Here is a 26,067-nt window from a genome sequence, read left to right on the forward strand (position 1 = left end):
GAGCTCACCCCCATGTCACACACCGCGGACCTCGTCCTCACCGGCGGTCCCGTGCACACCGTCGATCCCGCCCGCAGCCGCGCCACCTCCGTGGCCGTGCGCGACGGGCGGATCGCCGCCGTCGGCCACGACGAGGTGCGCGACCTGATCGGCCCGCGCACCGAAGTCGTCGACCTCGCCGGGAAGTTGCTGCTCCCGGGCTTCCAGGACGCCCATGTCCATCCGCAGGGCGCGGGCCTCGAACTCGGCCTGTGCCACCTCGCCGACACCGTCGACCCGGCCGAGTACCTGCGCAGAATCAGGGTGTATGCCGACCAGCACCCGGACGCCGAGTGGATCACCGGCGGCGGCTGGTCACTCGAGGCGTTCCCCGGCGGCGCTCCCAGCGCCGCGGCACTCGACGCGATCGTCCCGGACCGGCCCGTCTTCCTCCCCAACCGGGACCACCACGGTGCCTGGGTCAACAGCCGGGCACTCGAGCAGGCGGGCATCGACGCCACTACGCCCGACCCCGCCGACGGCCGGATCGAACGCGACGCCGACGGCAACCCCACCGGCATGCTCCAGGAGGGCGCCGTAAACCTGGTGGGAAGGCTGGTTCCGCAGCCCACACCCGAGCAGCAGCTCACCGCGCTGCTGCGGGCCCAGACCGTACTGCACTCCCACGGCGTCACCGCCTGGCAGGACGCCATCATCGGGGCCTACGCCAACATGACCGACCCCGCACCCACCTACCAGGCGGCCCTCGACCGGGGCCTGCTCACCGCCCGGGTCGTCGGCGCCCTGTGGTGGGACCGTTCGCGCGGTGCCGAGCAGATCCCCGAACTCGTCGCCAGACGCGAGGAGTTGAGCCGCCATCGGTTCCATGCCGGCACCGTGAAGATCATGCAGGACGGCATCGCCGAGAACCACACCGCCGCGATGCTCGACCCGTACCTCACCGGTTGCGGCTGCGCCTCGGGCAACAGCGGCATCAGCTTCGTCGAGCCGGACGACCTGAAGAAGTACGTCACCGAACTCGACGCCCTCGACTTCCAGGTCCACTTCCACGCGCTCGGCGACCGCGCGGTACGCGAGGCCCTGGACGCCGTGGAGTCCGCCCGTACGGCCAACGGGTGGCGGGACACACGACACCACCTGGCGCACCTCCAGGTCGTACACCCCTACGACATCGCCCGGTTCCGCGCGCTGGGCGCAAGCGCCAACCTCCAGATGCTGTGGGCCGCCCACGAACCGCAGATGGACGAACTGACCCTCCCCTTCCTGGGCGCGGAACGCGGCGCACGGCAGTATCCCTTCGGTGATCTGCTGCGCGCGGGAGCAACCCTGGCCGCCGGCAGCGACTGGCCGGTCAGCAGCCCCGACCCGCTCCAGGCGATCCACGTCGCCGTCAACCGCATCGCCCCCGACGCCCCCGAGAACACCCCGCAGTTCCTCCCGGAACAGCGACTCGACCTGGGCACGGCCATCACCGCGTACACGGCGGGCAGCGCCCATGTGAACCACCTCGACGACATCACCGGCAGCATCACCGTCGGCAAGTCCGCCGATCTCGTCGTCCTCGACCGCGACCCGTTCACAGGCCCGCCCGGGGACATCGCCGCCACCCACGTCCTGGAGACCTTCGTCGAAGGACGACGCGTATACGCGGCCCCCGGCACCTGAACCTCGGGTCCACCCCACCCTCAGGGGACTCCGTTGGCCGAGCCCGGCCGGATCGCTCGCGAGTGTCGTCGCCGTAGCGGCTGGTCGGGCAGGATGGCCCCGTGGGGACATGGCACGTCACGATGCAGTTCAGGCCCAGTGGCCCGGCTGCGGAAGGCACCTGGAGCGACCACGAAGTGACGTTGGAGGAGTTCCGCGGCTGGCCGGAGATACACGGCAGCCGTTGGAGGTGACCGTCGTCTTGCTGGAGGACCGGCGGAGAGCGTGAGCCTCTGCGAAAGCGGCCGAAGGAGCGGGGCGAGGTCATTCACCATGCCGCACAACGCATCCGACCCCCGCGACATGGTGTCACGGGGGCCGGAGTTGGTAGCGGGGACAGGATTTGAACCTGCGACCTCTGGGTTATGAGCCCAGCGAGCTACCGAGCTGCTCCACCCCGCGTCGATAGACCGCAGCCTAGTGCATGCGAGTGATCCAAGCGGACCATTAGTGACTGCCGGAGCCGTACGGGCGACTCCAGACGTCAACAAGCAGGCCCGCCGCTGCGGCCATGGGCGTCCGTGGCCGACTCCTTGAATCTCAGTTCGTGCAACGGGATTCGCGCAACGGGAAGGGTCGGCGTTGCGCTCTGATGAGCCGGTGCTGGCTAGGTGGTGCCGGCGGTCATATGGCGTAGGTGCTGCGCGGTTTCGTGTGCCACCCGCTCGGCCCGGGCGAGGGCGTCGGCGGCGGACCGGCTGTGTTCCTCGACTTCCTGCTGTTCGTTCTCGGCCCGCTGGCACTCCTCACGAGCCTGCTGCATTTGCTCCTCGATGGCGGACACCCGCCGGCGGGCCTGCTTGGTGCGTTCGCGCGCCCGCTGCAGCTCGGCGTCGGCATCTGCTTGCCGTGCGCGTTCTTCGCGCAGGCGCTGCTCGGCCGCCTCGGCTGCCTCCTGTGCCCGGGCCAGCTGCTCCTGGCGGGCGCGGCGCCGCTTGGCGAGTTCGTCCTTGGAGGCCCGTGCAGGGGGCGGGGGTTCCGGGCGGCTGCGGGTGCCCGGCCTGTCGGATGGTTGTGCGGTGAATTCCGATGGCGGGGTGAGGGCGTTGATCAGGCGGCCGCCCGCCCACTGGTCGGCCGCGTCCGGATCGGCGAGCACGGCGCGCAGGGTCGCTTCGAGGTCCTGCTGGACCGGCTCCGAGAGCCGGTGCCCGGCGTCGCGGGCGAGCTGGACGGCCTGCCGGGACAGGGCGGAGACGACACGGCGGCGCTGCGCGGAGAGATCTTTGAGTCCGCCGGCGTCCAGTGCGCGGTAGGCCTCGCGCAGCGCCCCTCCCAGTTCCAGGAACTGCCGGCTCTCCTCCGGCTTGGAGCGCAGCAGGACGTTGGCGGCCCAGGCCGCGAGGGTGGGGCGGCGGGCGGCATGGATCCGGCGGGCATCGTCCACCCGGCCGGCTGTTTTCGCGGCGGCGACCAGCGTCTCCCGGCGGGCCACGAAGTCGGACGGCGGCGTGGTGTAGAGCTCATCGAGGACGGCTTCCACGTCGTGCCCTCCGTCGCCCCGTCGGCCTTTGCGCGCATTCAGCGTTTCCACACCTCCGGCCCGCCCTCGTGCCACACGATGCATCCCGGCTCGGCGACATCCAGCTCGTCCCAGCCGGTCAGGCCCGCGTTCCGCAGGAACACGGTGAGGTCCTGGATGCTGAAGGCCGTGCCGAGCATCTGATCGTCGATGCACACTCCGCGGGCAGCCGTCCCAGACGGCTGGTAGACGATCACGCGGCTCTCCGACATGGCACCAGCCTCACGCGCGCCTCAGCGCCCCGCATCCCGGCCGGGCACGGTTTCAGATCTCGCCTCGCGCGCCCAGACACGAGAACAGATCCGTCGCCCTGTGACCGTTGGCAATAGTTGGCGGTTCGCCCGTGGAGTCCTCGCAGGTCACGGCACTTCTGTTCATCGCGGCTGGCGAGATTTGTTCACGGTGGTTGGCGGGTCCGGGACCCGAACCGGGCACGCAGCCAGCGAGCGTGCCGCACGCCGCGCGGATCGCGAGGGTCGGGTATCTCGGCCAGTCGCTCCAGCAGGCCCGGAATCTCCTCGGGCACGGCCCCGGGATCCTCGCGGGGTTGATCAAAGGCATGCAGAAGGGCACGTCATCCGCCTGCGGCGTCCTCGGCCTCCCAGCGCAGCAGGTCGCCCGGCTGGCACTTGAGTACCTCGCAGAGCGCGGCGAGTGTCGCGAAGCGCACGGCCTTGGCGCGGCCGTTCTTGAGTACCGCCAGGTTGGCGGGCGTGATCCCCACACGGTCCGCGAGCTCGCCCACGGACATTTTCCGCCGGGCCAGCATCACGTCGATGTCGACGGCGATCGGCATCAGATCACCTCGTCCAACTCGGCCTGCATCTGCGTCGCTTCGACGTCGCGTGCGACGGCCTGGGCGAGCAGCATCCGCAGCACGAGCACGATGAGCGCGACCCCGAGGATGGCCACGCCCACCCCGCCCATGATGACGGTGACGCCCGGGTCGTCCCGCTGGCCCGGCGCATTGATGGCCGTGACCGTGAACCACACGAGGGCAGCCGCCACGATCACGCCGATCACGCCGTCCACGTACCGGAAGGCGGCGTGGGAGAAGACGGTTCCGCGTCGCACCATCGTCACCAGCCGCCAGACGCAGACCAGGGCGACCTGGGCCGAGACCATGCCCAGGATCGTGATCACTCGGAGCGGGGTCAGCGGGAGCGACCCGTCCTCCGGGTCACTCCCGCTGACCAGCGCCCACACCATCAATGCCCGTACGAACACGGTGCCGGCGAGCACCACCACGAGCACGGCGCGCAGCGCACGCACTGCCAGTTTCCCCACAACCCCTCCTCCCATCGACTTGCGATGGAAATCTATCGAAACTCGATAGATTGAACAGGTCGCCGGCGAGGCCGGACGGGCGCGCTCCTTCCGCGCCCGGGTTGGCCTGCGTCGCGCCGCGTCTCGGCAGCCCGGTGCTGGTGCACGCTGTCACAGATGTCGTCGGCCCCTCGCGGCAGCCGCGCGCCGACGGTGCTCACGACCGGGGCGGGCGGGCTGCAGGTGTTCTAGGGTGTGCCGTGTGGCCGGATCCGGTCGCCGTACCCCGAGAAGGCCGGGAAGGGGTGAGGTGCCGATGAGCGGCGACGAGCGTCTTCAGCGCCAACCCCCGCCGACGGTGCCCGGCCCCGCCTGGGACGCGGACCTGGGCGGCATCGCCGAGCAGTTCAGACAACTCACCCGAGCTCAGGCCCGGATGCAGGCGCTGCTGGATGCGGTGCTCGCGGTCAGCCGGGAACTCGAGCTGCCGGTCGTGCTGAGGCAGCTCGTGAGCGCCGCGATGCAGCTGGTGAACGCCCGCTACGGCGCGCTGACCGTGCTGATGGAGGACGGGGCAGAGCTGGAGGCGTTCATCCCGCTCGGCCTGAGCGACACCGAGCGCCAGAACCTGGCCGGAGTCGACCCGCCACACGGCCGTGGCCTGCTCGCCCACATGATCGCGCAGCACGAACCGCTGCGCGTGGACGACGTGCCGCGCCATCCGGACGCGGTCGGCTTCCCCGAGGGGCATCCGCCGATGCGGACCCTGCTCGGGGTGGCCATCGGCGTGCACGGCCGCATCTACGGCAACCTCTACCTGTCCGACCGGCACGACGGCAAACCGTTCGACGAACAGGACGAGGCGGTCGTCCTCGCACTGGCAGGAGCCGCCGGCATCGCCATCGAGAACGCCCGCCTGTATGAGCAGCTATGCACCTCCACCGAGCAGTTCCAGCGCCTGCTGCTGCCCACCCTGCCCGACCTGACCCCGTTCAGCGCGGCCGCCGTCTACCGGGCGGCCACCGCCCCCGGCCACCACCTGGGCGGCGACTGGTACGACGCCCTGCTGCTCCCGGACGGCGCGTGCGCCGCGATCATCGGCGACGTACTCGGCCACGACCTGCCCGCGGCCGCCGCCATGGCGCAGACCCGAAACATGCTCCGCGCCCTGCTGTACGACCGGCGCACCCCACCGAGCCTGGTCCTCGACCGCCTCGACGACACCCTGTGCGCCACCTCCATCGACGCCCCCGTCACCACCGCCTGCCTGGCCCGCATCGAACCCGACGGCCACGGCTGGCGCCTGCACTGGTCGACGGCCGGCCACCTTCCACCCCTGCTCCTCACCGCCGACGGCCGCACCCGCTATCTGCACGCCGAACCCGGCGTGCCGCTCGGCGTCGACACCCGGCTGCCGCGCCCCGACCACACCCACCCCCTCGCAGCCGGGGACACGGTGCTGCTGTTCACCGACGGTCTGGTCGAACACCCTGACCACTCTCTGGATGCCGGACTGGGCGCGCTTGCTGCCATCGCCGCCGCCCACGCGCAGCTGCCCCTCGACGAACTGTGCCGCACGCTGGCCGACCAGAACCCCAGCGACGGCCACGACGACCTCGCCCTTCTCGCCGTGCGCGCCCCGCCCACCGGCCGCGAGAGCCATCCGGTGGCGATCGCGTAGAGGTGCTCGACGCGCGCTTTCTTCGCTGCCTCGTCCGGGTCGCGGGAGGTCTTCCAGGTCTTCATGCGTGGAAACGAGACGCTCTCCTCACTGAGCAGGAGGTCGGAAACGGCAGGCCGTGCTCGGCCGACCTGGACTTGGCGATCTTCTTGATCTCGCGCCGCTCGGGCAGGGTGAACGTTCTGGGCCGGCCGCCCCTCGTACTTCGGGTAGAGCGCCTCGAAGCCGTCGGCGGTGAAGTTGTGGATCACGTCCCGGACCTGGTCCGCGCTCACTTGTGGGACCGCGACTTGTGTACGTGTGGGCCGACGGCGCGCACCCCAAGGTCCGGCTCGGGCAGACGCACAGTTGCGTGCTGGTCCTGCTCGGTGTCCGGTTGGACGGCACCAAGGAACTGATCGCGCTGGCCGAGGGCCTGCGCGAGTCCACCGAGTCATGGGCCGACCTGCTGGGCGACCGCCGCAGGCGCGGCGTGCGCGACCCAGACCCAGTTGTTGCGGGTCAGGACGTTGGTGACGGCGCATAGTGGTGGGCAAGATTGGTGGCGAATTCCCGGAGGTGAGCCCTGGCTTCGGTGGGGCCGTGCACAGTGATGGCGCTGCCGAACGGCAGTAGTGCTCGCACGTCCTCCAGATGCAGGAAGCGGATCGTTACCTTGTGGCCGGTGGCGGATTCTTCCTGGTCGTCCGGGACGAGTCGTAGGCCGAAGATCCGTTGCGCTCGCTGGATCTGGGTCTCGTCGATGGTGGCGCTGACCTCTATCACGTGGTTGTGCTCCCACTGCTCCATGAGCGCAGCAGCGACGGTGGCCAGGGTCTGGCTCTCGCGGATCCGTCGTGGCTGGTCGACTTCTTTCCACGTCGTGATCCGTTCGAGTCGGTACATCCGTGGCGCTCGGGCACAGTCGGCGACGAGGTACCAGATGCCGGCCTTGGCGAACAGTCCGTAGGGATCCACGACCAGGTCGCGTGGGCATGACTCGCGTGGGCTGTCGTACTCGATCCGTAGCCGGCGGCCTCGCCGCACTGTGCCGATCAGCGAAGCCGGAGTCGTGCCGGAAGCTTGTGCCTGACGCCAGGGACGGCTGTCCACGTGCACTACGTCGGTGAGCGGCAGGAGCTCATGAACTCGACGTGGCTGTGCAGCGGCGATCTTGGAGAGCGCGCGCCGGCTTTCAGCCGTTGCGTTGAGCTCCGTACGTTGCTTCTCGTCCAGCCCGGTGAGCGACAGGTGATCACGCTCGCCCGGTGTGAGTCGCGTGAGGTCGAGCCCGGACCCGGGCAGCATGGTCACGCCTCCGAGGCGGCCCCGGTGGGCGGTCACCGGCAGACCGGCGTCGCGGAGCCAGTTCAGGTCCCGTGTGATGGTTCGAAGGGACACCCCGAGCGCTGAGGCAAGTTCCTGTGTGGTCACGGCCTCCCTCGATTCGAGGAGCAGCATCAGGGTGAAGAAGCGATCTGGGGTCACCCACCAATTTTTTCAGGAATTGCGACACGATGCGGCGCATATCCCGGTCAGGCTGGCGGACGCGTACCTACGACTGTGAGAAGGAACAACCATGACCACATCCGTCGTGTCCATCGTCTACGTGAACGACGCTCCCGCCGCAGCTCGTTTCTACGGCGACCTCCTCGGCATGAGCCCCTCGTTCGAGACGTCGGGATACATCACCTTCGACCTCGGGCCGGGCGCTGACCTCGGTGTGTGGTCCGGCCAGTTCGAGGATCTGTCACCGGACGTCCCGCGCACCAGTGAGGTGTGCCTGGCCATCGACGGTGGACCCGACGAGGTCAACGCGACCTTTGAGCAGTGGAATGCCAAGGGGGTCACGATCCTGCGCGAGCCGCATGATGCGGGGTTCGGGCTGACCTTCCTCGCGGCCGATCCTGACGGGAACCGTATCCGCGTCGCACCGATGGGCTGAAAGGCCGCAATGCGGCAGGCGCGCACGGTAGGTGTCGCGCCTGCCGTCGTCTGACTTCGAGAGGACGACGAGTGCCCCATGCGAATGCGCCCCTGAGCGTCGAGGGCCGTAGGCGGCTCGTGAAGCGGTGCCAGACACGTCCCATCGCCCACGTCGCCGCTCAGACGGGCATCTCTCCGAGCGCCCTGAGCCTGCGGTGGCATGACCGTCGAAGTGTCAGAAACTCACTGGTCCAGCTGATTTCTGAACCGTGATACTCGATGGTTATGACACGCGATGACCTCACCGAAGACATCCCGGTCAATCCGGCGTTACGTCGGGTTCTGACAGGGGCCGGCGACCCGGAACTGCAGGAGACGGAAGCGGTCCAAGACGGGGCGGGGTCGGTATATCGGACCCCTGAAAGCAGTAGCTTCACCCTGGCCTCGTTGAGGAGCGGATAGGTGTCGTTTCCGCCCAGTTCGATGGCCGCGCGATAGCAATCGTTCGCTCCGACGGCGGGTGATCCGCTGACGCTCTTGCATCTGTGCAGCCCCCCGCGCTCTCACAGCGTGCCGACCTGCTGACGGATCGTCGGCGGGGCCAGTCGCGGGCGCAGCCGACCCTGCATCCCGCCGGAACCGGACCTGCCCGATGATCTACGCGATGGTCATCGACCGCCGACCGGCGCGAGTACCCGAAGCGCCCCGCACACCAGGACCATGACCCGCGGTTCACGATGCACGCCTCTCATTCCCTGGGCAGATACAGGCGGCGGTCGACGAAGGCGTGCCGGGCGGCGGTGGCGTAAGTGAGCATCACCATGGTCTGGCAGTTGCGGACATCGCCGGTCAGGCCACAGTGCTGGAAAGCCACGCCTGCCGACTTGGTGCCTTCTTCTGAGCCTGGGTGTCATCGATGACTAGGGGCGTGATGCCGACCGGCGGGTGCCACGGGGCCAGGTCGGGGTGCTCCTTCAGCATGTCGTCGGTCGTCGCATAGAGTCCTGTCGCGAGGGTGTCCACGTCGTTCGTCACAAAACGATCTTGGGCATCCTCGTTCTCGTCTCCGCAGGCACCCCTTGGACCACACCACCAGGAGGAACCAGTGTCATACCCGCAACTGCTCACCCCCGAGGAGAAGCTCGCCGACGCGAAGAAGCTGTTGAGCCTCCCGCGTATCGTCGTGATCTGCGGCTCCACCCGCTTCATGACCGAGATGAACGAGGCCGATCTGCGGGAGACCAAAGCCGGAAAGATTGTCGTCAAACCGGGCTGTGACATGAAGTCGCCGCACGAACTTTGGTCCGATCCTGTCGAGGCCGAGGCGCTGAAGGTTCGACTCGACGATCTGCACCGGGCGAAGATCCGGCTCGCTGATGAGGTGCTCGTAGTCGGCGACTACATCGGAGACAGCACCCGAGCCGAAATCGCCTACGCCCGGTCGCTGGGCAAGCCCGTGCGGTTCACGTACCCCGAAGTCGACCCTGACGCCTGACCACCCGCTGCCACCTCGACAACCAGGGCCGGCAGCCCGCCGCCTGACCGTCTCGCGGTGGCTTCGGCCGCCGCCCACCCCACACCCTCCGCAGGCATCCCTTGGAATTGATCATCCAGTGAGGCATCCGCTTCGCCCAGATGCGTGATGACGCACTTGCGGACCGCGGTGGGACGCCGACCGGCTGCGGGACGCCCTGCACGCTCCGACAGCGTCCAGACGTTCTTCTTCTGCGGCTCCGCCGGCAGCCCCTCGATGAACCGCGTGAACACCACCCGGCTCGGGCCGGTTGAACAAGAACCCCAACGAACCGTTCCACGCGGACAGTTCGGCATCCCACTCGGCTATCTGCTCAGCCGTCGCACCCGGCATCATGCCCGGTCAACGACACCGCACAGGCTCCGTGACAAGATCTCCGGCTGTAGTACGTGGGCCTCGGCTGACGTAGGCGGCGGTTCCGGTGGCGGTGAGTACCGCTGCGACCACGGCCGCGGGCCGGCTGTCGAAGGCCTGGGTCTGCCAGGTCAGCGCCTCCCCCGCGGTGCCCATGCCCGGGAACGCGGCCGCGCCGAGCGTCCACCCGAGAGGCAGGAACCACGACCGGGCGGTGCCGACCGTGGCCGTCCCCAGGGCGGTCAGGCCCAGCAGCCCGGCCGCGTCGCGGACGGCACATCCGAACGGCCCGAACCGCGTGCCGGTGAGCAGTGTGGCCAGCAGCAGCACGAGTACGCATCCCAGGGCCGTGGCCAGGTGGGAGATCCGCAGCCATCCCCACGGCCTCGCCGCCGTGCGGTCCAGGGTGTCGTCGGGGCCTCCGAGCGTGGTGGTGGCGACGGCTACCAGGAGCAGGACCGTCAGGGCGAGTACGGTGCTGCTCACCTCGCCCTTGACGCTGAAGGCCGTCGCCAGCAGCCATGCGATGGCAGTGCCCGCGACGGCCGCGCCGAGCGCCGCCGGCACCTGGCGCGAGCGGACGTAGAGCATCAGTCCTGTCATCGGTCGCCTCGACTCAGGAGGTGGGTGGTGTCCTGGCACTTCCGGGCGGCCTGATAGACGGCGACAACCCGGGCTTCGGCCTCGGCTCGCGGCAGTGCCCGCAGTCCCTTCCAGAGCTTGACGGCGTCCGGGTCATCGAATTCGAGGCCATCGGGACCGGCGGTCGGCTCCCGGTCGAGCAGCCAGTAGGCCGCAGCGGTGGCGACTGTGAAGTTCCGGTTGTCTCCGCAGCTGAGCGGGCCGGTGAACACTCCGGTGAGCATCGTCGGTTCGAGCCTTCTCGGGTGGGCGAGGTGACCGTGCTGGCCGACCGTGATCGTCATCAGCGCGGTGTCGGCCCGCGACCTCGGTGACGTAGGAGGAAAGATCGTGGAGGTGTCCTCATGTGCCTCGACGATGGAAGTCTTCGTCAGGAGTTCCAATGCGTGCCGGGCCTTGGGGGTCACCTCGGGCAGCAACCCTTCGTGCGCCCGGCTGACGCAGACCCGCGGGGCGTCGTCAGTGCACACCAGTTCCTGGGCGACCGGGTCGAGCGTGCCTTGGTCGTAGGCATCGCCGGTCGGCACCACCAGGGCCGTGGCCGTGGCCCCGATGGCCAGCGGCAGCAGCGCGGCGAACGCGAACTTACGGTGTTGGACGGCGAAGAGCACGACGCCGGCCACCGCGACCGCGGCCATCCAGAGTGCCTGGGCTGCGCTGACTTGGCCGTCGACGGTGTCGTAGTCGCTGAACATGCTCATCCCCACGGCCGGGGAGAACGCCGCCGTGAGTCCGCCGTCCGGAAGGGCGTGGGGCGCGAAAATCAGTAGCGCGAAGCCGATCACGGCCAGCGCGGGTGCGGTGGCGAGCGCCGGCACCAGGCGTCCGACGGCCAACCCGAGCCAGACCGAGGCGATCATCGCGACCAGCCCGACGGCCACGACGACGAACGCGGCCGGCGGCAGGTAGCGCGCCGTGTCGGCGATCCGTGGTGCCGCCGCGAGGAGCGTGACCAGGTAGGCGACGAGCACCGCCAGGGCCGTCGCGGCCAGGATCGGCACCATACGCTGCGGTCTCGGGCGGGGCACGGCGGCGAGCAGTTCGGCGACGTTCGCCCGGTGCTCGCGATAGGACTGCCACGCGCCGGCGGCCATCGCAAGGGGCGAGAGAACCGCGAGGTATTCGCGCTGCGTCATGGCCAGCGCCATCCACCCCATGGACCAACGCCCCGCGGTGGCCTGGAGGACGATCGTGCCGACGACGGCGATCAGGAGCGCGGCGCCGAGGGCGGCCGAGCGCCGGAGCTCGATGCCGATGATGCGGTTCATGCGTTGCTCCGGTGCTGGCGCAGGAGTGCGGAGTAGCCGCGCTCCGCCGGGCTGTCGCCCGCGTCGCCCTGCCCACCGCGGGCGATCAGGTCGTCGGGGGTGCCCTGGAAGAGGAGTCGGCCTTCGTTCATGAGGATGACGTCGGTGCAGGCAGCGACGACGTCCTCGACGAGGTGGGTGGAGACCAGCACACAGCTGTCGGCGCCGAGGTCACGCAGCAGGTCGCGGAAGTCGAGACGTTGTTCGGGGTCGAGTCCGACGGTGGGCTCGTCGAGCAGCAGCAGTTCGGGGTCGTTCACGATGGCCTGGGCGATGCCGGCCCGGCGCTGCATGCCGCCGGACAGCGTCTTCATCTTGGCGTCGGCCTTGGTGGTGAGACCCACCCGATCGATCGCGCGTTGCACGGCGTCAGGTATCGCGGTTTTGGGCATTTCCTTGAGCCAGGCCATGTACGCGACGAACTCGCGGACGGTGAACCGCGGGTAGAAGCCGAACTGCTGCGGCAGATACCCCAGTTTGCGACGCACCTCGCGCAGGTCGGCACGGCCGTCCACCTGTGCGCCGAGCAGCGTCAATGAGCCGCCGGCGGGCTTGACGACGGTGGACAGCGCGCGCATCAGCGTGGTCTTGCCGGCACCGTTCGGGCCGAGCACACCGTGCACGCCGGCGGTCAGCGTCAAGTCGAGTCCGTCGACGGCCAGGTGCCGGCCGGCCCGGACACGCAGTTCTTTGGCGTGGACGAGCCAGGGATGAAGGGTGGGAGCCGTTTCGGCAGCACGCACCGCTCGCATGGTCTCTCCTGTTGATCCTGTTGATGCTGTTGATGGGGGTCAGTTGCCACTGGTCAGGCGACGGAAGTGCGTGGCGGCGAGCGGTGTGATCGCGGCAAGGCCCACGGTGGCCACCACCCAGTCGGCGGTGCTGCCCGGCTGCAGTACCGGGGACAGGGACTGGGCCGCCACACTCGGCAGCAGGACTGCCGCGGACCAGACCACCGCGAGTCCGATCGCCGCGCGCCGTACGCCGATGAGGGCGCCGAGCACGAGGGTGGCCCCCGTGAACGCCAGGCACGGCAGCAGGGTGAGGGCCAGCGAGGTTCCGGTGCTCACACCCGCCACCAGCAGTGCCGGAAGCACGACGACGAGCACCGCGAGCGTCCGCCGCAGCACCATGGCCAGGCCGGCTGCCGGTGTGGTGGCGATCAGTTCCCAGGCGGGGTCGATCCGCCGGCTCCAGGCCACCGCGACGCCGGGCAGCGGAGCCACCGGGGCCAGCAGCAGCACGAGCGACGGCAGGCTCGGCTCGGCTGCGTCCAGGAGTACGCCACAGCCCAGCACCGCGACGGTCACCGCGAGCCAGGGCAGCAGCGTCCACGCGAGCCAGCGTCGGTGCACGGCCGCTGCTGGTGCGCGTTGCCGGGTCGGCGACGGGCTCGCTTCGATCGCCTGGCCGAGCGAGACGGCGACACGGTGGAGCAGATCCGTCGTGGCAGGGGTGGCCTTGGCGGCCAGTGACGCACGGCAGTTGGCGCACGCGTCGAGATGGACCTCGATCGACCAGAGCGCGGCGTCGTCGAGTCCGTGCCCGCCGTCCGCGTAGCGGGCCAGGATCGTGGTGGAGGGATGAGTCATGAGAGCGCCTCCCGCAACGCGATCCGAGCCCGCCGCGCGCGGGTTTTCACCGTGCCCTCCGGCATACCGAGCAGCACCGCCGTCTGACGGACCGACAAGTCGTCGAGCACCATCGCCTGCAGCACCTGTCGCAACTCCGGTGGCAGCCGCAGCAGCGCCTGTTCGAAGTTCTGGTCGACGCGGTGCGCCATCACCTCGTCCTCGGCGGCCGGCGCGGTCGTATCGAGCAGGGCAACGGTCGGCACCCGCTCCTGCCGGGCGCGTCGGCGGAACGCGTCGACGAGACGGTTCGCGGCGATGGACCAGAGCCAGCCGACCGCACTGCCCTCGGTCACGGAGCCCGCAAAGCTGCCGGCCGCACGCCAGACCGCCAGGTAGGTCTCCTGGAGCACGTCGGCGACGACGTCGTCGTCGGCGCAGCGGCGGCGCAGCCGCACCGCCAACCAGGGCGAAGTACGCCGATACAACTCGTCGAACGCCGCCCGGTCACCACCGGCGACGCGACGCACGAGTTCTGCCTCGTCGAGGTCTGCCATGCCTTTCACGATCAGGGAGACGAAACGACCGTCCATTCAGGTTCTCGGACGCTTCGGCGGCCACCGAAGGCAACAGCGCTTCACGCCGAGCGCGAGGTCGTCCACATCGCCGACCGGCCCGAATCGCGCCGTGCGCAGCTGCCCTGAATCGCCTCGCGTAGGCGGGCCCCGCGCTCACTGGCGTCGTACCCACTCGCCAAGTCGACCCTCACTGTGCAGGGGTGCTGCCGCATGACCTGCCGCCGTGGCACACCGTCTACCACTACTGGCGGCGATGGCAGCAAGAGGGCGTGTGGGAGCGGATGTTGACGGCGCTGCGCGAACGCGAGCGGGCGCAGATCGGCCGTGATCCCACTCGCAGCGCGGCCATCGTGGACCGTCAGAGCGTCCGGGCCAGCGAGCGCGGCGGCCTGCACGGGTACGACGGCGGCACGAAGGTCAGCGGCATCAAGCGCCACCTGCTCGTCGATACCCGCGGCACTGTCCTGGTGGCCTGCGTGAGCCCGGCGAGCGTCGGCGAGCGCGACGGCGCCGCGGTGCGGCATCACCGTCGAGGTCGTGCGGCGCCGCTACGGAGGATTCCGCTCGACCTGGGCGAAGGCAGGGACACCGCCCGCGGCAGTGCCCCTCTTCGCGGTGGTCCCGCGGCGTTGGGTGGTGGAGCGGACGTCAAACCGCCTGGCTGGGACGGTGCCGTCGTCTGTCGAAGGACTACGCGTACGTGCGTGTGTGTTCGGGTAACGCCATCTACCTCTCCATGGCCGTGCTCCTCGTGCGTCGCCTCGCACGACCAGCCCGCTGACTGGGCTTTTCAGACGCCCTCTACAGGGTGAGTACGATCTTTCCCCGGGCGTGGCCGGTCTCGCTCAACCGGTGTGCCGCGGGCGCGTCCTCGATGGTGAAGGCGGCCGCGACCGGCACGGTCCAGCGGCCCTGCTGTGCAAGGGCAGCTGCCTGGGCGAGTCCTTCGACCGCCTGCGGATCCGCTCCGGGGCCCGCCGATCGTGACAGGAGGACTCCGTACTTCGCGGCGCTCAGGTCCCTCGGGATGGACCGGAGCGCCCTCGGGTGCGCGCCACGGCTGGATCGGATGGCGTGCCCCGTGGTCGCCGATGCCGGGTTCGGGGGCGTCCCGCATCCACTGCGATCCCCACGGGATCGGCGACCCGGCAGTTGGCGCAGCCCGCCACCGGTGCGGGACATCAGCCCTGCCGGCATGGTGGCGGCCGCCAGGGCGCGGCGTGCTGACCGGCATCGGCGTGGTCCAGGTGGAGAACCAGGCCCGGGCCTGCAGGGGATCAAGGAGTTTCTGCCGGTGAGTACGCCCATCGCATGTGGATGCGGCACGAGAGCGCGCTCACCCAGGCCATCACCGAGGCGAGCGGCGACCCACAGGGGAACCCCACCTGTGCGGCACTGGCCCACTTCGCGCTGGAGACCGCCGCCCTCGCCCGCGCGAGCGACGATCCCCGAACAGCCGTCGAAAGCGCCTTCGACCTCCTGGAACACGGCTGGAACACCGCCGGGCCTGGCGTCTGAAAGCAGCAGCGCAGCCACAGCACGCCGCGAGAACGAGGGCGGCTTCATCAATCCCTCGACGACATCCGCGGGGCAGCACCAGAGGACGTGGCGTCCATGTCGCGAACCCAGCCGGTCCGACTGGCATCGCGGGGCCCGTCCCGGCGTGCCGAGGTTGGTGGCGATGACCTTTCATCCCTATGGTGAACCACAACATGTTGTGGTCATCGGGAGTTTGACGCCCACAGATTGTGTATATGGGTAAGCTCTGCCCGATTTCACCACCACGGATCGACGACGAGTGAGGACGCTTCATGACCGACTGGGCCGGAGACCGGGCGACACGGGCGGCCAACGACACACGGACGGCGACCCGCTCGGGTGTCCTCCGTCCTCCGAGGCGTCTGAAGTCGACGACTCGTTCGTTCACCGTCGGCGAGGGAAAGGGCTACCTCACCGGTGGCACGCACCCCCGACGGGGAGGTGGCCGAGGTGATGGTCCGCATGGCCAAGCAGGGCTCCACGCTCGCGGGCATGATGGACGCCTTCTCCTCGACCGTCACCCGGGGCCTCCAGCACGGGGTTCCGCTCGAGGTTCTCGTCGCGGACTACGTCGGGACCCGCTTCGAACCAGCCGGTCTCACCAACGACCCGGAGATCAAGCAGGCCGGGTCCGTCATGGACTACGTCGGCCGCCGACTGGCACTCGACCACCTGTCCTATGACGTCCGGGTCGGCCTGGGCGTCCTCACCGCTGAGGAGCGTGCCGCGAAGGCAACCCTCGACGGAGTCGGCGACGCTGTGTGGACCGATCTCGTGGGACTGTCCATGTCCGCGCCCGCGGTGACACGACCGCGCCGCGGCTGAGCGTCAGGCATGCGCAGACTGCCCCCGTGTTCGCTTCTGCGCGCCGTTCCTCTACGCTCGAGAGAGGTCATCAACTACCGCATGACATCTGCCCGGTGACGGAGTCGGCGTGGGGTGCGCGTCCCCGCTCCACGCCACCACTGGACGGCTTCAGGCGCAGCCACGGGTCGGCACATCCGGACGCCGACGACCCCATGTGGCGCGTCCCGCCGGGCGGCGAAAGGGACGCGTCGTGCCTTCGGCTTCGGCGAACTACCGCACCCTGCTGCGCACTTCGGGGGCCGCGGCCTTCTTCCTTCCCGCCGCTGTCGGGCGTCTGGGCATCGCCATGACGGGGATCGGCATCGTCTGGCTGGTGCACGCACGCACCGGATCGTATGCCGCCGCGGGTCTCGTCACGGGCGGGTTCGCTGTCGCGGACGCCGTCGCCGGGCCCCAACTCGGCCGCCTCGTCGACCGGTTCGGACAGGCGCGAGTGCTTCCCTGCGCACTGGGCGCACACGCCGGGGCTGTGGCACTGCTGCTCACCGCCGCCGTTCCGGACCTCGTCGCCGGAGTGCTCGTCGGCGCAACGCTGCCCCAGCTCGCTGCCCTGTCCGCCGCTCGCTGGTCCGCCCTGCTGTCCGGCGAACGGGCTGCCGCGCTGCCCACCGCCTTCGCCCTGGAGGCCCTCGCCAACGGCGTGTCCTACCTGGCCGGCCCGGCCCTGGTGAGCGTCCTCGGCGCGGCGGGCCGCCCGGGTGCCGGGGTGCTGCTCGCCGCCTCGCTCGTCATCGGCGGCGGGCTCGCCCTCGCCACCCAACGCCGCACCATGCCGCCCCTCACCGGCCACGCCGAACGACGGCACGCCGGACGCGCCCTGCTCCGCCCCGCATTCCTGCGGCAGGTCGCACTCGGCCTCACGCTCGGGGTGTTCTTCGGCGCGATGCAGGTGTCCGTCGCCGCGTACGCCGTCGGACGCGGCATGCCCAACGCGGCAGCACTGCTCTATTTCGCCGCCAACTGCACCAATCTTGTGGGGGGTTGGGCCTACGGAGCATGGCGTCACGGCGGTGCACCCCGGCGCCACCAGACCGCAGCCGCCGCCTGCCTCGCCCTCGCGAGCCTCCCTCTGACCTTCCTCGACGCGCCCCTCGCGGTCGGCGCCACCCTCGCCCTGACCGGACTCGCGGTGCCGGTCCTGCTGATCCTCGCCTCGGTCCTCACCGAGTCGGCGGTCCCGCGCGCCGTCCTCACCCAGGCGTTCACCTGGGGCAACTCCGCAAGCGCGGCAGGATCAGCGGGCGCCGCGGCACTGGCGGGGAGGGTGGTGGACGCATTCGGTGCGCACGGCGGTTTCGGTGTGGCGGCGGGGGCCGCGGCAGCGATGACCGTCCTGGCGCTCTGCGGTCTGCGGGACTCATCACCAGATGTGCCGAAGTCGTCCGCGCCCGCGGAAACCACGGCCACGAACCGCAAGGCAACCTGAAGGAGCCGACGCCGATCAAGCCCGGGAACCGGCGCCAGTCGTCAAGCACAACGGCACCAGGCCACGCGGGACTTCGTACAGGGCGTCCATCAGCGGTCCAGCGGGGGGAAGGTCACCGTCATGGTGTACGCGGATCGCCGGGGCAGCAAGGACTGAGGGTTCCGAAGTCGGACCGATCGCCCATTGGCGACCGCGCCGAGGACGACGACGAGGAGACGGCGGAGAAGCCGGGCCCGGCGATCTGGTCCGCTGCTGAGACAGCCGAGAGGGCGCTGCGGCAGCTGGACGAGGCGCTCGGCCTCTACGTCACACCGTTCCACCAGCCCGAGGAGCCGTCCTGAGCCGGATCAGGACGGCCGCCGTGCGCCTGCGGAAACGGGCGGACGGACTTCCCGCCGGATGGTCCGCCGCCGCCGAGTCCCTTCGCCTGGCGCGTATCCGCGGGAGAAGCCCTGGCTCACCGGTAGTCGGGGTTGGGCGCGTCGAAGCGGCAGCCCGCGTCCCACTCCGAGCGTTGATTGCCGTGGGCGGGGAAGCCCTTGGCGCGCTTGAGCATGGCCGCCAGGTGCATCAGATTCCAGGTCATGAAGGTGGTGTTGCGGTTGGTGAAGTCGTTCTCCGGGCCGCCCGAGCCCGGGTCGAGGTAGGAGGGGCCGGGGCCCGCCGGGCCGATCCAGCCGGCGTCGGCCTGCGGCGGGATGGTGTAGCCGAGGTGCTGGAGGCTGTAGAGGATGTTCATCGCGCAGTGCTTCACGCCGTCCTCGTTGCCGGTGATCAGGCAGCCGCCGACCCGGCCGTAATAGGCGTACTGGCCTTCGGGGTTGAGCAGTCCGGAGCAGCTGTAGAGCCGTTCGATGACGTGCTTGGTGACCGAGCTGTTGTCGCCGAGCCAGATCGGTCCGGCGAGCACGAGGATGTCCGCGGCCATGACGCGCTCGTACAGTGCGGGCCACTCGTCCGTGGCGAAGCCGTGCTCGGTCATGTCCGGATAGACGCCCGGGGCGATGTCGTGGTCGACGGCCCGGATCTCGGACGTGGTGACGCCACGCGACATCATGATCTCCGCGCTCTTGTCGATCAGGCCCTGGGTGTGGCTGAGCTGCGGAGAGGGCTTGAGCGTGCAGTTGATGAACACGGCGGTGAGGTCGTCGAAGCGGTACGCGTCGTCGGGGTTCGCGGCGGTCACGGCGGGCTCCTTCGCGTCAGGCGGCAGACCGCCCCGGAACGGGGACGGGTCCAGCCGCAGCTTCTCGCATCGATATCCGTTTGTCGCGCTTTGCCCCTCATCCGTCATCAATTCGACCGATGTCGCGTGTGCTCGGATATCAGGGATCCTGGCTCCGCGTCGATCGTCTCGTGGTGCCGGCCCATGGCGCACTCCCCCACGCGTTCGGGCGCGGCGTGCTGACGCCGACGACAGCGTCAAGGGCGTTTCGTGTGCGAGGCGATGTGGGCGAGCATCGCGTCGAGGGTCACTTCCAACGGCCGGACCTGGCGCTGCAGTTGGGTGAGCAGGAGGCCGCCCTGGAGTGCGGCGAGGGTGGCGAGGGCGGGTTCTTCGGGATCGCCGTCGAGGTCGCCGCGGTCGCGCTGTCCCGCAGGCCGGAGCGGATGGCGGCCTCCCAGCGCAGGAACCCGGTGGCCACGGCAAGCCGGGCCTGCGGGTTGGTCTCCGCGACCTCGCTGCCGAGGAAGCCGTCGCCGGGGGCGGCAGCCTCCGCATCGCGGACGGCGTCGCACAGTTCACGGGCGCGGCGACCGCCCCCTCGTACCGCCGACGCGGCATCCAGACCGCCCTGCTCTCGACCCGGCTCGCCGACGCCGCTGCCGCCGACTGCGACATCGCCGTCGTGACCACCCAACCTGGCTCCAAGTCCCAGCAGAATGTGCAGCGCCGGGGATTCCACCTGCTGTACGCCCGTGCCGTTCTGGTGAAGCAGTTTCCACCGAGTGGAGCCGCGGCGCGCCCTGATGCGTCGGTTGCCGCCCATGTGGTCCACACGGTGCGAGGTCCATGGGCCGAAACCCCCGACGGGGTGCGCGTGGTGCCGTACGACGGCTCGCGGGAGAAGCTGCGGCCCCTGTTCGAACTGGCCGAGGACTCACCCACGCACCTCGCCTCCTACATCGAGGACGGGCGCGTGCTGGTCGCGTTGCGCGGAACGGATGTGCTCGGTCATCTGCAGCTGGTGGACACCGACCAGGCCGACACCTTCGAGATCAAGAACATGGCCGTACGGGAGGACCTTCAGCGCACCGGTGTGGGCAGGCGTCTGGTGCACTGTGCGATCGACCTGGTCTGCCGCGATTCGGGAAAACGCCTGCTGGTCACCACCGCCGCGGCCGACATCGGCAACCTGCGCTTCTACCAGCGACTGGGATTCCGCATGCAAGCGATCGAACGGGACGCCTTCACCCCCCGCACCGGCTACGAGCCCTGCACCCTCATCGACGGCGTCGAACTACGCGACCGGGTCTGGCTCGACCTCCCACTCGACCCTGCTGCGCCCAGCTGCCGCACCCGCCAGGCCGGTACCAGTTGAGCAGCGTGGGCCGACGCCACCCCATGCGTCGCTCAACCGCCCCGTCGGCCGAACTCAGCCCCAGTCAGGTGCTTCCTTCTGAGTGGCCGTCAGTTGGCCCGGGGACCGCGCATCGGGGCAGGAAACCGTCGACGGGAGCGTGGCCCCAGTACCGCCGTCAGCCGCCACTGCCGCTGACCTTCCTGTTGTAGTCAAGGGCTTCCTCAATCCAGGACGTGAAGGCTTCCTCCGACTCCGTACCGTAGGTGTCGACCACGATCCAGCCCTTGCTCATCCTGCGGCCGCGCATCTCCGGCCAGTCCGCTCCGTCTCGCCCGAGCAATTCCTCGACACGCTCGGGATCGCAGCGGACCATGAGCTGTCCATGGGTGTTGGCCGTTGCCGTCATCCTGTCGTTGACCATGAACGTGAGGCCGCCGAACATCCCCACCTCGCGGACCTGCGCCTCGCCCGACAGCGCCTCGCGGATGCGGTCTGCCAGGTCCTTGTCGTATGTCATCGTTCGACTGCCCTCCCCGTCAGTGGCCACCAGCGGAAGATCTGGCGATGCGCCTACATCGCCGACGGCGTCGCGTGCGACGCCCCGGCCGGGCGGCTCGACGGCTCTGCCGCGTGCCGGGAAATTCTTGAGCCGTTCGCCGGAGGGTTCCTGATCACGGGGAGATGATCGCCGCGTTCGGGGACGGCAGAACGGGTCTGCTCCTGTACGACACCAAGACGATCCCGGCGAAGAGCGCGCCGACCGCGGAGTGCGTCACGGTCCGCGACAAGAACATCCTCCGCAGCCGTTTCGTGTTCGACCGCACGCCCTGCGACGAGTTCCTGCCGCCGCCAGGCCCGGGCAAATCCCTGAGCAGACGGCGCCAAGCGGATCAGAGGCTCATCGTGTTCCGCCATGGCCTGGGAGAGGCTGTGGCAGCGCAGACCCTGATGACCAACCACGCTGAGACCCGGCCGATCGCACGTCAGTCGGGGCCGCTCCAGTCGAAGGGGAAGTACTTGCTGGACTTGCCGCTGCGGCTCCAGCTGAAGCCGAAGGCGTCGGCCTCATCGGCGGTGGCCCGGCCCCAGGTGGCAATCTGCCCCGGGCCGACCTCGGCACCGGGGGCGTTGTGGACCTGGACCCGCGCCCCCTCGGGCGTGGTGGGACCGGTGAGGGCCTCGGCACGGGCGGTTACCCGGCCGGGGATCTCGGCGTGCCACGACCCCAGGTCCTCGTCGACCTCGACGGTGATCGGAGCGACGTCCATGCCGCGCATCTCCGGGTGGAAGTCCTGGACGAACTGTTGGGGCCAGCCGCCGGCCTCCCCGCCGAAGATCGCGCCGAGTGCGGCGCGCTGCTGATCGTCGGCGCGTTCGTCGATGAAGACGGCGGCAAACGGGTCGGTGTGTTCGCCGGTCCACACGTTGCCGGTGAAGGATCCGAGCATCAGGACATTGAGGTCGTCGAGCCGGACATCCCCGAACTGTCCCTCGCGTATGTGCCAGGCGAGCACGCCTTCGCAGTCGCCCTCGGAGGGGGGTTGGGCGAACGTACACGGGCACGGTATGGCGCAGTTGCAGGTGTCGAACCAGTCGCCGACCACGCGCCAAGGCGGGCTGCCGGCAGTCTGCTCAGCCATCTCGCACCTCCTCTTCCAGGACACGGAGTGGCGTCACTTCCAGGGTGCGCCCGAGCGACGCGAAAGCGAAGTGCCCTTCGGAGGCGGGAGGGGTTGAGCGGCCCCCGACACCCACACGAACTGCAATCAGGTCGTCACCCAGAGAGAACGTCAGCCGGTCGAGCCCCGGAATGTCTCGAAGGCTCAACCGGAGTGTCGTCACGGGTCGCCCTCCAGCGCGGTCGCCGACACACCGGGGAGGCCCGCTCACTGTCATGACGGCTCCGTCCCGTGTCCCGTTCCTGCGCTTTGAAGCGCCTGCGTTTCTGTGCTCTGCTGGAGATGTCTTCGGAGTGCTCGCTACGGCCACCGGGACGGCGGGCGTCCTTGGGAGGCATGCCATGCCGCATCTCCGGCTCGCCCCGCCGGAGCCCACCCGGCCGGGGATCCTGCTACCGAGGCGTGATCTTGTCCTCGGCTGGATTCTCCTGACCCTGATCGCCGCTCTGGCGTGGGTGCTCACGGCCGCGCAGTCACGGGACATGGGGATGGAACCGGGCACCATGGGGCTGGCGCTCCCGCTCTTCCTCCTCCTGTGGGTGGTCATGATGGCGGCGATGATGCTGCCGTCGCTGGCACCGGTCGCTCTCACCTGGGTGCAGGCGATCAACCGCAGCACCGCGGGCCGGGTCCGTGTGCTGCGCCTCACGGAGTTCGTCAGCGGCTATCTGCTCGCCTGGGCTGGGTTCGGGCTGCTGGTGTACGGGGCGCTGGCGGCGACCGGGCACCTGGTCGACGATCACCCCGGGGCGGGCCGCTGGATCGGCGCGAGTGCCTTCCTGCTCGCGGGAGTTCAGCAGTTCGGGCCGCTGAAGCGGGTCTGCCTGCGGCACTGCCGCAGCCCGATGTTCCAGCTGCTGCGGTACGCGCGCTTCCGGCCGTGGGCGAAGGATCTGCGGGTGGGCGCGCACCACGGGCTCTACTGCGTCGGCTGCTGCTGGGGCCTGATGATCGTCCTGATCCCGCTCGGCGTGATGAACGTGGCGGCGATGGCGGGGTTGGCGGCGGTGATCTTCTTGGAGAAGCTGTGGCGGGGCGGTCCCTGGCTCAGCTGGGCGGTGGGCGTCGCCCTCCTCGTGCTGGCCGTGCTCGCTCCGTTCCAGGACTGGCTGCTGCCGGGCCTGCAGATGCCGGGTCCGTCGATGGGCCGGATGCTGGGTGCGGCACCCTGACCGGCTGTCGATCATCCAGGCAGGTGAACCGCCAGAAGTTGACCGCTTCGAGGAGATCGGCGCTCCCGGCAGCCTGATGCGGTGTGGCTGCTCCGCCTGCGCTGGATCACGCGCGGCCCATGGCCGGCACCCCTTCCGACCATGCGTGCCAGCCGTGTGCGCACGGCCGCCAGAGCCTGTCTTGGTCAGCGTCGGATCCAGATGAGGATGCCGGCGAGGTGGAGTGCGGCCTCGTAGGCGATCGCGAGCTTGTCGGTTCGTGTGGCCGGGCCGCGCCGCTGCTTGAGGTCCGACGGCTGCGGGATGACCGCGCGGATGCCCCGGCGCCGCAGGTGGCTACGGTTGGCGCGTGAGGAATACGCGCGGTCGGCCAGAACGGCCAGAGGCCCGCCCGGGCCCCCGCAGGGCACGCGGATGCGGGACATCACCGTCTCGAAGGCTTGTGCATCACCTGCCTGGCCTGCGGTGACGGTGAAGGCGAGGGGCCGTGCGCGGCCGTCTGCGGCCAGGTGGAACTTGGCGCTCAGCCCGACGCGGGAGCGTCCGGGCGACGGGGCGGCCGGCGCGGACACGTACGACCAGCAGTCGCCTGCCGTGAACGGTCAGCCGGGCCTTACGGTGGGACACGAAGACCTCCGTGCGGTGCAGTCCTAGACAGCTCCACCACACCGGAGGTCTTCGCCATGATCAAGCACCATGGCGTCCGCCGCCGCGCCAGGACGGCGGCCCGAGCTCGTCGGGAAGGTGCCGCCATGACTGGTTGGTGCGGTACTTCCCCGCGATGGCCCGTTGGCCGACTGGTCAGTTGATCGTCCCATTGGCGCGGAGTAGGACTTCTCCCGGTTCGGTGCCGATTCGGTTGCTGGCACCTGCGGTTGATGGTCGAATGCCATCCGTGGCAGGCATTCGAGAGTCCTCGACGGTCTATGAAGCCGCCGACGGCAGTGAGCTTCCGATGTTGGCCTTCGAACTGGCTGATGGCACACATCCCGCGGCCGGTGTCGTCTTGTTTCACGGCGGCGCTCTACACAAAGGATCGCCGGACGGCCTGGCCCCGCATTGCCGGCAACTGGCGTTGCGCGGCATCTTCGCGGTGTCAGCCGGGTATCGACTGCTCGGTCACGGCGCTATGGGCATCGTCGACTGCGTCGCTGACGTCCGGCGCGCGGTCGAACGTTTCGGAAGGTTGGCTGCGTCGCGTGGGCTCGACGCGTCACGCCTGGCGTCCGGCGGCAGTTCGGCCGGTGGTCACCTCGCGCTCGTCGCCGCGATGATCAGCCCTGTCGGGCCCTGTCCGGCTGCCGAGCCCGGCGGCGCGGCCATCGTGGCCCTCAATCCGCCGGTCGATTTGGCCTTCTCACCAGAACGACAGCACCTGATTGAAGAGGACATCGGCATCGCTGCCGGAAGGGCGATCGATTACTCGCCCATCGAGTTCGTACGGTCCGGCAACCCGCCGATGCTGATCCAACATGGGACGGCCGACAAAATCGTGCCGATCGACCAGGTGCGACAGTTTCGGGATGCGATGGTGCAGGTTGGCAATGACTGCGTCTTGCTTGAGTACGAACGCGCTCAACATGGGTTTCATTACCCCGCCAACGGTGGACACTTCGCCGCCGTGATGGACGCTTCCGCTGAGTTCCTCCTCGCACGGCTCGCGGCGTTCTAGCGTCGTATCAGGCAGCGTTCGCCCTGTATTGCGTGCTGGTTGTCGGTAGGTGGCTTTGACCTGGAGCCGCGCATACGGCCCGACGTGTTTGTGCCGGGTAGCTCGTAACCGCCTGGCTGTACCCATGGCAGAGCGAGTGCGCGTCCGTGAGATCGATGACGACGATGACAGGCGGCTGCTGCGGATCACCCGCAGGGGACCGGGCCGGTGGTGACCTGGCGCCGCGCCCAGATGGTGCTGGTATCCGCCCAGGGCATGCCGATGGCGAAGATCGCCGAGGTCACGTTCACCAGCGCGGACCGGGTCCGGGACGCGATCCACAACTTCCATGCCGACGGCTTCGAGGCGCTCTACCGGAAGTACAAGGCGGCCGGCCGAAGACCTTCAGTCTCCCGGAACGCCGGGAGATCAAGAAGATCGCCAAGTCCAGGCCGGCCGAGCACGGCTTGCCGTTTTCGACCTGGAGCCTGGCCAAGCCGGCCGTTTTCCTGGTCGCCGAGGGGGTCGTCGACGACATCAGCCACGAGGGCCTGCGGGTCCTGCTCCGCGAGGAGGGCGTCTCGTTTCCACGCGTGAAGACCTGCAAGACCTCTCGCGACCCGGACCACGAGGCGAGGAAGGCGCGGGTCGAGCACACCTGCGCGATCGCCGACGGGGAGGTCATGGCCGAGGAGGGCGAACCCGAAGTCATCTTCCGCATGGATGAGTTCGGGCCGCTCAACCTCCAGCCCCACCCAGGGCGGCAGCGGGCCGAACGCGGCGGCCGGCACAAGGATCCTGATCGCGGTCCTCGGCCCCGCCTGCGGGCGACCTACACCCGCCCGCACGGGGTCCAGCACCTGTTCGCCGCCTACGACCGGACCAAGGACCAGCTTCACGGACACATCCGGAAGACCAAGAACAGGTCGAAGTTCCTGGAGTTCTGCCACTACCTGCGCCCACTGCACCCGATCGAGAAGCGCATCGCGATTGTCTGCGACAACCACTCCCCCGCGCCTGACGACGAAGCGGCGTCGGCGCGTCGGGACAAGAACCGGGAAGCATGATCCGTCGCTACATCATCTGGCGGAACAAGCACGCCGCCGCCGAACGCCTCCGCGAGGTCGTGAGGGCGAACCTTGCC

The 26,067-nt window shown here is 69.5% G+C and carries 24 protein-coding genes, 1 tRNA gene and 7 pseudogenes; 14 read left to right on the top strand and 18 right to left on the bottom strand.

Annotated elements, in window-relative coordinates; all coding sequences use genetic code 11:
- Positions 1 to 12 precede the first annotated feature (12 nt).
- A complete protein-coding gene (locus tag ACWC09_RS25860) occupies positions 13 to 1,665 on the top strand; it encodes an amidohydrolase (protein ID WP_450852976.1) in 1,653 nt (550 codons plus the stop codon).
- A 364-nt stretch (positions 1,666 to 2,029) separates the two neighbouring features.
- Here ACWC09_RS25860 and ACWC09_RS25865 read toward each other — a convergent pair.
- From ACWC09_RS25865 to ACWC09_RS25885, 5 genes are all read right to left on the bottom strand, one after another.
- A tRNA-Met gene (locus tag ACWC09_RS25865) sits at positions 2,030 to 2,106 on the bottom strand.
- 205 nt (positions 2,107 to 2,311) lie between these two features.
- Positions 2,312 to 3,187, bottom strand: a complete 876-nt coding sequence (locus tag ACWC09_RS25870; RefSeq protein ID WP_450852977.1) for a hypothetical protein — start codon at positions 3,185 to 3,187, stop codon at positions 2,312 to 2,314.
- A 38-nt stretch (positions 3,188 to 3,225) separates the two neighbouring features.
- Entirely contained in the window at positions 3,226 to 3,438 is a 213-nt protein-coding gene (locus tag ACWC09_RS25875; protein ID WP_450852978.1) for a hypothetical protein, read from the bottom strand.
- A 362-nt stretch (positions 3,439 to 3,800) separates the two neighbouring features.
- Entirely contained in the window at positions 3,801 to 4,022 is a 222-nt protein-coding gene (locus tag ACWC09_RS25880) for a helix-turn-helix domain-containing protein (RefSeq protein WP_010981499.1), read from the bottom strand.
- A complete protein-coding gene (locus ACWC09_RS25885) occupies positions 4,022 to 4,513 on the bottom strand; it encodes a DUF2975 domain-containing protein (RefSeq protein WP_450852979.1) in 492 nt (163 codons plus the stop codon). The genes ACWC09_RS25880 and ACWC09_RS25885 overlap by 1 nt, the downstream gene beginning before the upstream one ends.
- A gap of 295 nt (positions 4,514 to 4,808) precedes the next feature.
- On the opposite strand from ACWC09_RS25885, the gene ACWC09_RS25890 reads away from it, so the two are divergent.
- Positions 4,809 to 6,173 carry a GAF domain-containing SpoIIE family protein phosphatase gene (locus tag ACWC09_RS25890; RefSeq protein WP_450852980.1) on the top strand — a complete coding sequence of 455 codons (1,365 nt, stop codon included), beginning with the start codon at positions 4,809 to 4,811 and terminating at the stop codon, positions 6,171 to 6,173.
- On the opposite strand, the pseudogene ACWC09_RS25895 reads toward ACWC09_RS25890, so the two are convergent.
- Positions 6,155 to 6,451: pseudogene (locus ACWC09_RS25895) on the bottom strand (IS630 family transposase); the annotation flags it as partial. The gene ACWC09_RS25890 and the pseudogene ACWC09_RS25895 overlap by 19 nt on opposite strands.
- Here ACWC09_RS25895 and ACWC09_RS25900 point away from each other — a divergent pair.
- A pseudogene (locus ACWC09_RS25900) lies at positions 6,442 to 6,696 on the top strand (transposase); the annotation flags it as partial. The pseudogenes ACWC09_RS25895 and ACWC09_RS25900 sit on opposite strands and share 10 nt — an antisense overlap.
- On the opposite strand, the gene ACWC09_RS25905 reads toward ACWC09_RS25900, so the two are convergent.
- Positions 6,675 to 7,640, bottom strand: coding sequence for a helix-turn-helix transcriptional regulator (locus tag ACWC09_RS25905; RefSeq protein ID WP_450852981.1), 966 nt, complete (start codon positions 7,638 to 7,640; stop codon positions 6,675 to 6,677). The pseudogene ACWC09_RS25900 and the gene ACWC09_RS25905 sit on opposite strands and share 22 nt — an antisense overlap.
- 91 nt (positions 7,641 to 7,731) lie before the next feature.
- On the opposite strand from ACWC09_RS25905, the gene ACWC09_RS25910 reads away from it, so the two are divergent.
- Entirely contained in the window at positions 7,732 to 8,097 is a 366-nt protein-coding gene (locus tag ACWC09_RS25910) for a VOC family protein (protein ID WP_450852982.1), read from the top strand.
- A 738-nt stretch (positions 8,098 to 8,835) separates the two neighbouring features.
- Here the strand turns inward: ACWC09_RS25910 and ACWC09_RS25915 are convergent.
- A pseudogene (locus ACWC09_RS25915) lies at positions 8,836 to 9,101 on the bottom strand (transposase); the annotation flags it as partial.
- Positions 9,102 to 9,183: 82 nt separating this feature from the next.
- Here ACWC09_RS25915 and ACWC09_RS25920 point away from each other — a divergent pair.
- Positions 9,184 to 9,573 carry a hypothetical protein gene (locus tag ACWC09_RS25920; RefSeq protein WP_450852983.1) on the top strand — a complete coding sequence of 130 codons (390 nt, stop codon included), beginning with the start codon at positions 9,184 to 9,186 and terminating at the stop codon, positions 9,571 to 9,573.
- Between the two features lie 381 nt (positions 9,574 to 9,954).
- Here ACWC09_RS25920 and ACWC09_RS25925 read toward each other — a convergent pair whose 3' ends face one another.
- The 5 genes from ACWC09_RS25925 to ACWC09_RS25945 are packed head-to-tail and all read right to left on the bottom strand — an operon-like array spanning position 9,955 to position 14,043.
- Entirely contained in the window at positions 9,955 to 10,569 is a 615-nt protein-coding gene (locus tag ACWC09_RS25925; RefSeq protein ID WP_450852984.1) for a hypothetical protein, read from the bottom strand.
- Positions 10,566 to 11,876, bottom strand: a complete 1,311-nt coding sequence (locus ACWC09_RS25930; protein ID WP_450852985.1) for a hypothetical protein — start codon at positions 11,874 to 11,876, stop codon at positions 10,566 to 10,568. Before ACWC09_RS25930 ends, ACWC09_RS25925 begins: the two co-directional genes overlap by 4 nt.
- Positions 11,873 to 12,667, bottom strand: coding sequence for an ABC transporter ATP-binding protein (locus tag ACWC09_RS25935; protein WP_450852986.1), 795 nt, complete (start codon positions 12,665 to 12,667; stop codon positions 11,873 to 11,875). The genes ACWC09_RS25930 and ACWC09_RS25935 overlap by 4 nt, the downstream gene beginning before the upstream one ends.
- Positions 12,668 to 12,706: 39 nt before the next feature.
- Positions 12,707 to 13,507, bottom strand: coding sequence for a hypothetical protein (locus ACWC09_RS25940; RefSeq protein ID WP_450852987.1), 801 nt, complete (start codon positions 13,505 to 13,507; stop codon positions 12,707 to 12,709).
- Complete coding sequence (locus ACWC09_RS25945) at positions 13,504 to 14,043, bottom strand: RNA polymerase sigma factor (protein WP_450852988.1); 540 nt, start codon at positions 14,041 to 14,043, stop codon at positions 13,504 to 13,506. Before ACWC09_RS25945 ends, ACWC09_RS25940 begins: the two co-directional genes overlap by 4 nt.
- Positions 14,044 to 14,345: 302 nt before the next feature.
- Here ACWC09_RS25945 and ACWC09_RS25950 point away from each other — a divergent pair, with 302 nt between their 5' ends.
- Positions 14,346 to 14,876, top strand: coding sequence for a transposase (locus ACWC09_RS25950; RefSeq protein WP_450853010.1), 531 nt, complete (start codon positions 14,346 to 14,348; stop codon positions 14,874 to 14,876).
- On the opposite strand, the pseudogene ACWC09_RS25955 reads toward ACWC09_RS25950, so the two are convergent.
- Positions 14,866 to 15,084 (bottom strand): annotated as a pseudogene (locus ACWC09_RS25955) (zinc-binding dehydrogenase); the annotation flags it as partial. The gene ACWC09_RS25950 and the pseudogene ACWC09_RS25955 sit on opposite strands and share 11 nt — an antisense overlap.
- A 297-nt stretch (positions 15,085 to 15,381) precedes the next feature.
- Between ACWC09_RS25955 and ACWC09_RS25960 the strand changes: the two are divergent.
- The 3 genes from ACWC09_RS25960 to ACWC09_RS25970 all read left to right on the top strand — a co-directional run bounded on the left by ACWC09_RS25960 (position 15,382) and on the right by ACWC09_RS25970 (position 17,896).
- Positions 15,382 to 15,582 (top strand): hypothetical protein, encoded by a 201-nt coding sequence (locus tag ACWC09_RS25960; protein WP_450852989.1) that lies wholly within the window; start codon positions 15,382 to 15,384, stop codon positions 15,580 to 15,582.
- A gap of 438 nt (positions 15,583 to 16,020) precedes the next feature.
- Positions 16,021 to 16,428: a TSCPD domain-containing protein gene (locus tag ACWC09_RS25965; RefSeq protein WP_450852990.1), complete on the top strand. Its 408-nt coding sequence runs from the start codon at positions 16,021 to 16,023 to the stop codon at positions 16,426 to 16,428.
- Positions 16,429 to 16,660: 232 nt separating this feature from the next.
- Positions 16,661 to 17,896, top strand: a complete 1,236-nt coding sequence (locus ACWC09_RS25970) for an MFS transporter (protein ID WP_450852991.1) — start codon at positions 16,661 to 16,663, stop codon at positions 17,894 to 17,896.
- Positions 17,897 to 18,353: 457 nt separating this feature from the next.
- Here the strand turns inward: ACWC09_RS25970 and ACWC09_RS25975 are convergent, their stop codons facing one another.
- Entirely contained in the window at positions 18,354 to 19,082 is a 729-nt protein-coding gene (locus ACWC09_RS25975; protein ID WP_450852992.1) for a flavodoxin family protein, read from the bottom strand.
- A 343-nt stretch (positions 19,083 to 19,425) separates the two neighbouring features.
- On the opposite strand from ACWC09_RS25975, the pseudogene ACWC09_RS25980 reads away from it, so the two are divergent.
- Both ACWC09_RS25980 and ACWC09_RS25985 read left to right on the top strand, forming a co-directional pair.
- Positions 19,426 to 19,740, top strand: a pseudogene (locus ACWC09_RS25980) (GNAT family N-acetyltransferase); the annotation flags it as partial.
- A 6-nt stretch (positions 19,741 to 19,746) separates the two neighbouring features.
- The gene (locus ACWC09_RS25985; RefSeq protein WP_450853011.1) at positions 19,747 to 20,439 is read left to right on the top strand and encodes a GNAT family N-acetyltransferase; all 693 of its coding nucleotides are present in this window, start codon (positions 19,747 to 19,749) and stop codon (positions 20,437 to 20,439) included.
- 157 nt (positions 20,440 to 20,596) lie between these two features.
- Here the strand turns inward: ACWC09_RS25985 and ACWC09_RS25990 are convergent, their stop codons facing one another.
- Both ACWC09_RS25990 and ACWC09_RS25995 read right to left on the bottom strand, forming a co-directional pair.
- Complete coding sequence (locus tag ACWC09_RS25990) at positions 20,597 to 20,938, bottom strand: TfoX/Sxy family protein (protein WP_450852993.1); 342 nt, start codon at positions 20,936 to 20,938, stop codon at positions 20,597 to 20,599.
- Positions 20,939 to 21,404: 466 nt separating this feature from the next.
- Entirely contained in the window at positions 21,405 to 22,061 is a 657-nt protein-coding gene (locus ACWC09_RS25995) for a DUF1326 domain-containing protein (RefSeq protein WP_450852994.1), read from the bottom strand.
- 380 nt (positions 22,062 to 22,441) lie between these two features.
- Here ACWC09_RS25995 and ACWC09_RS26000 point away from each other — a divergent pair, with 380 nt between their 5' ends.
- Positions 22,442 to 23,272: a DUF2182 domain-containing protein gene (locus tag ACWC09_RS26000; protein ID WP_450852995.1), complete on the top strand. Its 831-nt coding sequence runs from the start codon at positions 22,442 to 22,444 to the stop codon at positions 23,270 to 23,272.
- A gap of 185 nt (positions 23,273 to 23,457) precedes the next feature.
- On the opposite strand, the pseudogene ACWC09_RS26005 reads toward ACWC09_RS26000, so the two are convergent.
- Positions 23,458 to 23,817 (bottom strand): annotated as a pseudogene (locus ACWC09_RS26005) (transposase); the annotation flags it as partial.
- Positions 23,818 to 24,167: 350 nt separating this feature from the next.
- Between ACWC09_RS26005 and ACWC09_RS26010 the strand changes: the two are divergent.
- Both ACWC09_RS26010 and ACWC09_RS26015 read left to right on the top strand, forming a co-directional pair.
- Positions 24,168 to 24,944, top strand: coding sequence for an alpha/beta hydrolase (locus ACWC09_RS26010; protein ID WP_450852996.1), 777 nt, complete (start codon positions 24,168 to 24,170; stop codon positions 24,942 to 24,944).
- A 124-nt stretch (positions 24,945 to 25,068) separates the two neighbouring features.
- Positions 25,069 to 26,067: pseudogene (locus ACWC09_RS26015) on the top strand (helix-turn-helix domain-containing protein); the annotation flags it as partial.

Source organism: Streptomyces sp. NPDC001617 (genome assembly GCF_053596855.1).

What these genes read in the sequence shown, in the direction of transcription:
- ACWC09_RS25875 (WP_450852978.1), bottom strand. Translation starts at nt 3,438, where the DNA reads ATGTCGGAGAGCCGCGTGATCGTCTACCAGCCGTCTGGGACGGCTGCC.
- ACWC09_RS25935 (WP_450852986.1), bottom strand. Translation starts at nt 12,667, where the DNA reads ATGCGAGCGGTGCGTGCTGCCGAAACGGCTCCCACCCTTCATCCCTGG.
- ACWC09_RS25995 (WP_450852994.1), bottom strand. Translation starts at nt 22,061, where the DNA reads ATGGCTGAGCAGACTGCCGGCAGCCCGCCTTGGCGCGTGGTCGGCGAC.
- ACWC09_RS25945 (WP_450852988.1), bottom strand. Translation starts at nt 14,043, where the DNA reads ATGGCAGACCTCGACGAGGCAGAACTCGTGCGTCGCGTCGCCGGTGGT.
- ACWC09_RS25950 (WP_450853010.1), top strand. Translation starts at nt 14,346, where the DNA reads ATGTTGACGGCGCTGCGCGAACGCGAGCGGGCGCAGATCGGCCGTGAT.
- ACWC09_RS25960 (WP_450852989.1), top strand. Translation starts at nt 15,382, where the DNA reads ATGCGGCACGAGAGCGCGCTCACCCAGGCCATCACCGAGGCGAGCGGC.
- ACWC09_RS25860 (WP_450852976.1), top strand. Translation starts at nt 13, where the DNA reads ATGTCACACACCGCGGACCTCGTCCTCACCGGCGGTCCCGTGCACACC.
- ACWC09_RS25890 (WP_450852980.1), top strand. Translation starts at nt 4,809, where the DNA reads ATGAGCGGCGACGAGCGTCTTCAGCGCCAACCCCCGCCGACGGTGCCC.
- ACWC09_RS25925 (WP_450852984.1), bottom strand. Translation starts at nt 10,569, where the DNA reads ATGACAGGACTGATGCTCTACGTCCGCTCGCGCCAGGTGCCGGCGGCG.
- ACWC09_RS26000 (WP_450852995.1), top strand. Translation starts at nt 22,442, where the DNA reads ATGCCGCATCTCCGGCTCGCCCCGCCGGAGCCCACCCGGCCGGGGATC.
- ACWC09_RS25990 (WP_450852993.1), bottom strand. Translation starts at nt 20,938, where the DNA reads ATGACATACGACAAGGACCTGGCAGACCGCATCCGCGAGGCGCTGTCG.
- ACWC09_RS25930 (WP_450852985.1), bottom strand. Translation starts at nt 11,876, where the DNA reads ATGAACCGCATCATCGGCATCGAGCTCCGGCGCTCGGCCGCCCTCGGC.
- ACWC09_RS25940 (WP_450852987.1), bottom strand. Translation starts at nt 13,507, where the DNA reads ATGACTCATCCCTCCACCACGATCCTGGCCCGCTACGCGGACGGCGGG.
- ACWC09_RS25880 (WP_010981499.1), bottom strand. Translation starts at nt 4,022, where the DNA reads ATGCCGATCGCCGTCGACATCGACGTGATGCTGGCCCGGCGGAAAATG.
- ACWC09_RS25910 (WP_450852982.1), top strand. Translation starts at nt 7,732, where the DNA reads ATGACCACATCCGTCGTGTCCATCGTCTACGTGAACGACGCTCCCGCC.